This is a genomic window from Sphingomonas sp. Leaf28 (assembly GCF_001421685.1).
In the GTDB taxonomy this organism is placed as follows: Bacteria; Pseudomonadota; Alphaproteobacteria; order Sphingomonadales; family Sphingomonadaceae; genus Sphingomonas; species Sphingomonas aurantiaca.
Genome location: NZ_LMKX01000010.1, coordinates 455,235 through 461,727 on the forward strand (window position 1 = coordinate 455,235; position 6,493 = coordinate 461,727).

The following is a 6,493-nucleotide window of genomic DNA, read 5'->3' on the forward strand; positions in this document are numbered from 1 at the left end:
CCCAGCGTTCGCTGGGATGACGGAAGAGGGCGTGCCCGCATGACCCAGATTTCCCCCGACCGCATCCGCGCGATCGAGGCGCGGCGGGACGAGTTGCAGGCGCTGATGTCGACCGGCGACCTCCCGTCCGACCGCTTCGTCGCGGTGTCGAAGGAATATGCAGAGCTCGAACCCGTAGCGCAGGCCGCCACCGAAGTGCGCCGGCTGCGACAGGAAGCCGAAAGCCTCGCCTTCATGGCCGAGGATGCCGACGACGAGTTGCGCGCGATGGCGTCCGAGGAGCTGCACGAGAACCGCACGCTGCTCGAGACCGCGGACCGCAAGCTCGCGCTCGCGCTGCTGCCGCGCGATTCCGCCGACGAGCGCTCGGCGATGCTCGAGGTCCGAGCCGGCACCGGCGGCGACGAGGCAGCGCTGTTCGCGGGCGATCTGTTCCGCATGTACCAGCGTTATGCCGAATCGCAGGGCTGGCGCGTCGAGATGATCTCCGGCTCGTCGTCCGACGCGGGCGGCTTCAAGGAAGTCGTGGCCAGCGTCACGGGGCAGGGCGTATTCGCCAAGCTCAAATACGAAAGCGGCGTCCACCGCGTCCAGCGCGTGCCCGCGACCGAAGCGGGCGGCCGGATCCACACCTCCGCCGCGACCGTCGCGGTGCTGCCCGAGGCGGAAGAAGTCGACGTCAAGATCGACGACAAGGACCTGCGCATCGACGTCTATCGCTCGTCCGGACCGGGCGGGCAGTCGGTCAACACGACCGACTCGGCTGTGCGGATCGTCCACATCCCGACCGGGCTGACGGTGATCCAGCAGGACGAGAAGTCGCAGCACAAGAACAAGGCCAAGGCTTTGCGCGTGCTGCGGACGCGTCTTTATGAGGCCGAGCGCGACCGGTTGCACGCCGAGCGCGCGGGCGCGCGCAAATCGATGGTCGGCTCGGGCGATCGCTCGGAGAGGATCCGGACGTACAACTTCCCGCAAGGCCGCGTGACCGATCACCGCATCAACCTGACTCTGCACCGCCTGCCGGAAATCGTCGCGGGCGAGATGGACGAGCTGATCGGCGCGCTGGTGTCACAGGACGAGGCGGACCGGCTGGCGCAATTGGATGGGTGAGGGTGCCCCGGCCACGACGGCATTCCCCTCCCGCTTGCGGGAGGGGCTAGGGGAGGGGTGTCCCACAAACGCCGCCGCCCGGTGATTGCCCCTCCCCCGACCCCTCCCGCAAGCGGAAGGGGAGACGTAAACGCCGCAATCGCCACCGCCGCCGCGCGCTTCGCCTTTTCCGCCACGCCGCGGCTCGATGCCGAACTCCTGATGGCGCACGCGCTCGGCATCGGGCGCAACGCCCTCCTCCTCGACCCGGATCGCTACGCCGTCCCGGCCGCCTTCGCCGCGCTCGTCGAACGCCGTCTGCGCCACGAACCGATCGCTTACATCACCGGCACGCGCGGCTTCTGGTCGATCGATCTCGCGGTCGGCCCCGGCGCGCTCGTCCCCCGCGCCGACAGCGAGACGCTGCTGATCGCCGCGCAGGCGCATTTCGCGGGTCGCGCGCCCGGCACCGTGCTCGATCTCGGCACCGGCCCCGGCACGCTGTTGCTCGCCGCGCTCGACGAATGGCCCGCGCGCGGTCTCGGGGTCGACTTTTCTTCCCAAGCGCTCGACTACGCCCGCGCCAACGCCGCTACGCTCGGCATGACCGACCGCGCCCGCTTCATCCGCGGGAGCTGGGCGAGCGCGATCGTCGGCCAGTTCGACCTGATCCTCGCCAATCCACCCTACATCGCCACCGACGAAACACTCCCGGCCGAAGTCCATGACCACGAACCGCACGCCGCGCTGTTCGCCGGTCGCGACGGGCTCGACGATTACCGCATCCTCGCCCGGCAACTCCCCGCGCTGATCGCGCCGGGTGGCGCAGCGGTGATCGAGATCGGCGCGACGCAGGCTGAACCCGTCACCGCCCTGCTCGCCGCGCAGGGTTTGCACGTCGTGCTCCACCATGATTACGGAAACAACCCGCGCGCGCTGGTCGCGACCAAAGTCCTGACCCCCTGCACCGCGCCTTGAACTATATGGCGCGAAACCGCATATTTCGCTTGTAGTAGGTCCCTTGCGGACGCTATCACGTGGGCAGGGGCACGCAATCTCGACACATTGGTCGTTTTTGGGCGTTGACCCGCATCCTTCGCTTTGAGGTCGCTGCAGTCCGGTGGCCCTGGCAAGTTCGACGCACCGATCTCGTGTAGATCATCGGTGCGCGGCGGGGGGTTTGCACCGCATTTCGGAGCACGACCAGATTTTGGTTCGACGACTGAGGACACAAGCTTGATCAACAACCGGCAAGCCGGCCGCCGTCGCGGTCGTGGCAACAATAATAATGGCGGCGGCGGTAGTGGTGGCGGTCAACGCCAGGGCGGCGGCGGTGGTGGTGGCCAGGGCGGTCGCGACACCGGCAACCGCATCGACAGCCGTGCGCGCGGCAACGCGAGCCAGCTGTACGAGAAGTACAAGAACCTCGCGCGCGACGCGCAGATGCAAGGCGACCGCGTCAACATCGAATACTACCTCCAGTTCGCGGACCATTATTTCCGCGTCCTGAGCGAGACGCGCGCGCGTTTCGAAGAGAGCCAGCCCCAGGCGCAGCAGCAGCCGCGTCGCCAGCAGCCCTTCGATCTCGACGGCGACGATGATTATGGCGACGAGGGCGAACCGATCCGTTCGGGCGAGCAGCAGGGCGCGCCCGAGCAGGGCCGTGGCGATCAGCAGAGCGGTGGCCAGCAAAATGCCGGGCAGCAGAACGGTGGCCAGCAGAACGGCCAATACCAGAACGCACCCCGCCAGAACCGCGAAGATCGGCCACAGCGCGAAGACCGTCCGCGGTACGAGAACACCCGCTACGAAGGTCAGCGTAACGAAGGTCAGCGTAACGACGGCCAGCGCAGCGAGGGCCAGCGCAGCGAAGGCCAGCGCAGCGAAGGCCAGCGCAGCGAAGGCCAGCGCGAAGATCGCGTCCGTGGCGACAGCCCGCGTAACCAGCGCAATGCGAACCGCGATGGCCAGCCCCGCGACGCCCAAGCGCGCGACGAGCGCGGCAATGAAGAGCAGGCTCAGGCTCGCGAAGCGCAGGCGCGTGATACGCAGGGTCGCGACGAGCAGGTTCGTGAACCCCGCTCCGACTACCGTGATGCGCCGCCGCGCGAGACGATCCGTCGCGCGCCGCGCGCCAACGCGCAGACGGCGAACGCCAACCAAGATTCCGAAGCCGACGCTCTGCGTTCGGTGACCGAGTCCGCCGATCCGGTCGCGCAGTCGACCGACGCCGTCGAGAGCGCGTCGCCCGTCGCGGCCCCCGCCGTCGCCGCGACCGAAGAACAGCCTCGCCGTCGTGGTCGCCCGCGTCGCGATCGCAGCCTCGACGCACCCGTGGCGCAGGACGAGGGCGCACCGACCGCGTTCGACGCGGATCGTCTGCCGCCATCGCTCGGGATTTCGGCCACCGTCGCACCGGCACCGGCACCGGCGCCGGCAGCCGACGCAGCCCCCGCCGCGGACGCGTCGCCCGAGGAAAAACCCCGCCGCCGCCGCGTTCGCGCGGTACCCGATGAGGTCCAGGCGGGCTGATCCCCATGGGTCACCCGGATTCGTGTCCGGGCTGAAGAGAAAAAGGCCGGTACCGCAGCGCGGTGCCGGCCTTTTTCATGCCGGTACGCAGCAGAGCGCGGGGGCCAGCAACTACGCCGATACGTACGCGTCAGTCGGAAGGCGCGCTCGCGGGGACCGCCCCCGCCACGCAAGCGCGAGTCACTCGATCCGAGTCACGTCCTCGTCGTGCCCGCTGCCCGAACTGAGAAACACCAGGCCCATCAACAGCCCGGCCATCATCACCGACCCGCCGACTCCGCCAATCACCGCGAGCATCGTCACCAGGTGCAGCGGCCCCTGCAGATGCGCCATGCCCGCGATCACCCCGGCGACGCAGGTCGCCGCCGCCAGCACCATCCACGCCATGATCGCGCGGAACCGCGCCCAGGCGAACGCGGCATAGTGCGGATCGTCGAGTCCGGTGGGCGTTCCGGCGGAGTGATCGGGCAGGCGATCGGTCATCGCTTCACATTGCCCGGCAAACATGGTTTCCTCAACCCACGCGCAACAGACGCAATTGAGGAGAGGCGAAGATGACGATCGCGGCGATCCTGAAGAACCGGGAGGGCGGCATCCTGTCGCTCACGCCCGACGATACCGTGGCGCAGGCGGTGGCGCTGCTTGCGGGCAAGCGGATCGGTGCGGCACCGGTGCTCGATGGCGACCGGGTGGTCGGCATCTTCTCCGAGCGCGACGTCATCCATTGCCTGCAGGCCGACGGTGCTGCCGCGCTGGAGCAGCGGATCGGCACGGTAATGACCACCGCGGTGAAGTCGGTCGGCCCGGGCGAGTCGGCGATCGGCGCCTTGTCGCTGATGACGCAGCGCCGGATCCGCCATCTCCCGGTGATCGATGGCGACACGCTGGTCGGGTTCGTCTCGATCGGCGACCTCGTCAAATACCGCATCGACCGGATCGAGGCTGACGCGGCCGCGATGCGCGAATATATCCAGTCCGCGTGAGCCTTCGCGCCGCTTAGGTCATTCCGGTGTAGGCTGTTTCCGCGCGACCGAGATCAACTCGCGGATCGTCGGCCGCGCGAACAGTCCCATCCAGCTCGCATAGACCGCGGCGCCAACGGGCACGAGCACGGCGAGCCGCCAATGCGCGTCGAGCGGCGGCAGGCTGCGGTCCACCAGCGTGACGATCGCCGCCATCGCGATCGCCGCCACCGCCGGCGATGCGACCGCGCGCACGATCTCACGCGCGTGCACGCCGATGACCGGCAAGGTCCGCCACGCGCTGATCGCCAGATACAGCGGATATGCCGCGATCCAGGCGATCCCCATCCCGGTCGGGCCCCATCGTACGCCGACCAGGAACGCGATCGTCAGGATCAGCGCCCCGGTCGCACCGTTCCGCACGCCGATCCCCGGTCGCCCACGCGCATCCGAGGCCGGCGTGAACAGCACCTGCAGAGTCATGAACGGCATCGCCAGCGCGAGCAGCTGCACGACCGGCGCGGTTTCGCGCCATTTGTCGCCCAGCACGGTCAGCACCAGCGGCTCGGCGGTCGCGGCGAGCCCCATGTAGAACGGCATCGCGACGATCATCACCATCCGCACGCCCTTGACGAACGCGCGCCCGATCGCGTCCGGATCGGCCTGCATGCGTGCATAGGCGGAGAAGGCAACCTCGTTCAGCGGCGGCACGAACTTCGACACGAAGATCTGCGTGAGGAACAGGCTGGTGGTGTAGATGCCGAGCGTATGCGGCGAAAAGCTGCGCCCCGCGATGAACACGTCCGCCTGGCTCTGCAGGAACCAGAACAGCTGCCCCGCCGCCATCACCCCGCCATAGCGCGCGATCGTCCCCGCCCCGCGAAAGTTGAAACTCGGCCACACGAGCGACCGCGCGGACCAGGTCATCATCGCGCCACGGACGCTGAACAGCACGATCGGCGCCAGCACCAACGTCCACACGCCAAGGCCATAGAGTGCGCCACCCAGCGCCGCGCTGGCGGAGGCGATCGACGCGGTGATGTTCGCCTTGGCCTGGTGACGGAAATCCATCGCGCGGGACAGCAGCGCATAGGGAAGCGCAATGAACGGTGTGGTGAGATACAGCAATGCCTGCACGCGAAGCATGTCGCCGACGATCGGCTGGCGGTAATAAGCGGACGCCAGTGGCGCGAGCGATAGCTGCGCGATCGCCAGCGCACCGTTTAGCACGATCAGCATCCCGAACAGCTGGCGCACTTCGCGCTGGCTGATCTCCTTCTGCTGGATCAGCCCGCTCGCCAGTCCATAGCCATTGAGCATCGCCATGAAGGTGAGGATCACCTGGCACATCGCGAAAAGACCATAATCGGCCGGTGCGAGAATCCGGATCACGAGGAAGGTCGCGCACCACTGCACCATCTGCGCGACGATCTGGCTGCCCGATCGCCATATGAGCGCGCTGCGGACCTGTCCCGCGAGCGAGGCCGGTTCGGCCGGCGCGCCCGGGACATCCGCCGAGGCCGGTGGCGGCACGGTTTCGGGTCCGTTCGCCGGCGTGGGGGCGGGGATCGCGGTATCCATCGTATCGGGCATGTAGCGGTATGGGCCTTCACAAGCGCTTAAGGCGAGACTCTAAAGACGTATGATGCGTGTCACAGGACGCCGTCGCTATACCAGCTAAGGAATGCGGTGCGTTAACAAGCGCTTCGCTGGCGTCCGTGTGGGTGGGTTGGGGGCGCAGAACGCGTGAGGCGGCAAAAATTGCCACAAATATGCAAGAAAGTGTTTGACGGGTCTGCGGGGTGGCCGTAGAGGGGTGTCACCGCAGCGGAGTGCCTCACCGGCTTCTGCAGCGGTCGCAAAAAACCAGATGCTCCAAGCTTCCTGCAAGGGAGGTTATGCGAGTG

The 6,493-nt window shown here is 67.8% G+C and carries 6 protein-coding genes; 4 read left to right on the top strand and 2 right to left on the bottom strand.

Annotated features, from left to right (window positions below; all coding sequences use genetic code 11):
* The first annotated feature begins 39 nt into the window (after positions 1-39).
* The 3 genes from prfA (at position 40) to ASE79_RS17590 (ending at position 3,624) form a co-directional block, all read left to right on the top strand.
* Positions 40-1,113 carry a peptide chain release factor 1 gene (gene prfA, locus ASE79_RS17580; protein ID WP_056019641.1) on the top strand — a complete coding sequence of 358 codons (1,074 nt, stop codon included), beginning with the start codon at positions 40-42 and terminating at the stop codon, positions 1,111-1,113.
* 138 nt (positions 1,114-1,251) lie between these two features.
* Positions 1,252-2,070 carry a peptide chain release factor N(5)-glutamine methyltransferase gene (gene prmC, locus ASE79_RS17585; protein ID WP_235517026.1) on the top strand — a complete coding sequence of 273 codons (819 nt, stop codon included), beginning with the start codon at positions 1,252-1,254 and terminating at the stop codon, positions 2,068-2,070.
* A gap of 258 nt (positions 2,071-2,328) precedes the next feature.
* The gene (locus tag ASE79_RS17590) at positions 2,329-3,624 is read left to right on the top strand and encodes a DUF4167 domain-containing protein (protein ID WP_056419651.1); all 1,296 of its coding nucleotides are present in this window, start codon (positions 2,329-2,331) and stop codon (positions 3,622-3,624) included.
* Positions 3,625-3,804: 180 nt separating this feature from the next.
* On the opposite strand, the gene ASE79_RS17595 is transcribed toward ASE79_RS17590, so the two are convergent.
* Positions 3,805-4,107: a hypothetical protein gene (locus ASE79_RS17595; protein ID WP_056419653.1), complete on the bottom strand. Its 303-nt coding sequence runs from the start codon at positions 4,105-4,107 to the stop codon at positions 3,805-3,807.
* A 71-nt stretch (positions 4,108-4,178) separates the two neighbouring features.
* On the opposite strand from ASE79_RS17595, the gene ASE79_RS17600 reads away from it, so the two are divergent.
* Entirely contained in the window at positions 4,179-4,607 is a 429-nt protein-coding gene (locus ASE79_RS17600; RefSeq protein WP_056419656.1) for a CBS domain-containing protein, read from the top strand.
* A gap of 18 nt (positions 4,608-4,625) precedes the next feature.
* Here ASE79_RS17600 and ASE79_RS17605 read toward each other — a convergent pair whose 3' ends face one another.
* Positions 4,626-6,179 carry a lipopolysaccharide biosynthesis protein gene (locus ASE79_RS17605; protein WP_268796173.1) on the bottom strand — a complete coding sequence of 518 codons (1,554 nt, stop codon included), beginning with the start codon at positions 6,177-6,179 and terminating at the stop codon, positions 4,626-4,628.
* Positions 6,180-6,493 lie beyond the last annotated feature (314 nt).

Coding starts and splice junctions, on each gene's coding strand:
- prfA (WP_056019641.1), top strand. CDS start 40: ATGACCCAGATTTCCCCCGACCGCATCCGCGCGATCGAGGCGCGGCGG.
- ASE79_RS17595 (WP_056419653.1), bottom strand. CDS start 4,107: ATGACCGATCGCCTGCCCGATCACTCCGCCGGAACGCCCACCGGACTC.
- ASE79_RS17600 (WP_056419656.1), top strand. CDS start 4,179: ATGACGATCGCGGCGATCCTGAAGAACCGGGAGGGCGGCATCCTGTCG.
- ASE79_RS17605 (WP_268796173.1), bottom strand. CDS start 6,179: ATGCCCGATACGATGGATACCGCGATCCCCGCCCCCACGCCGGCGAAC.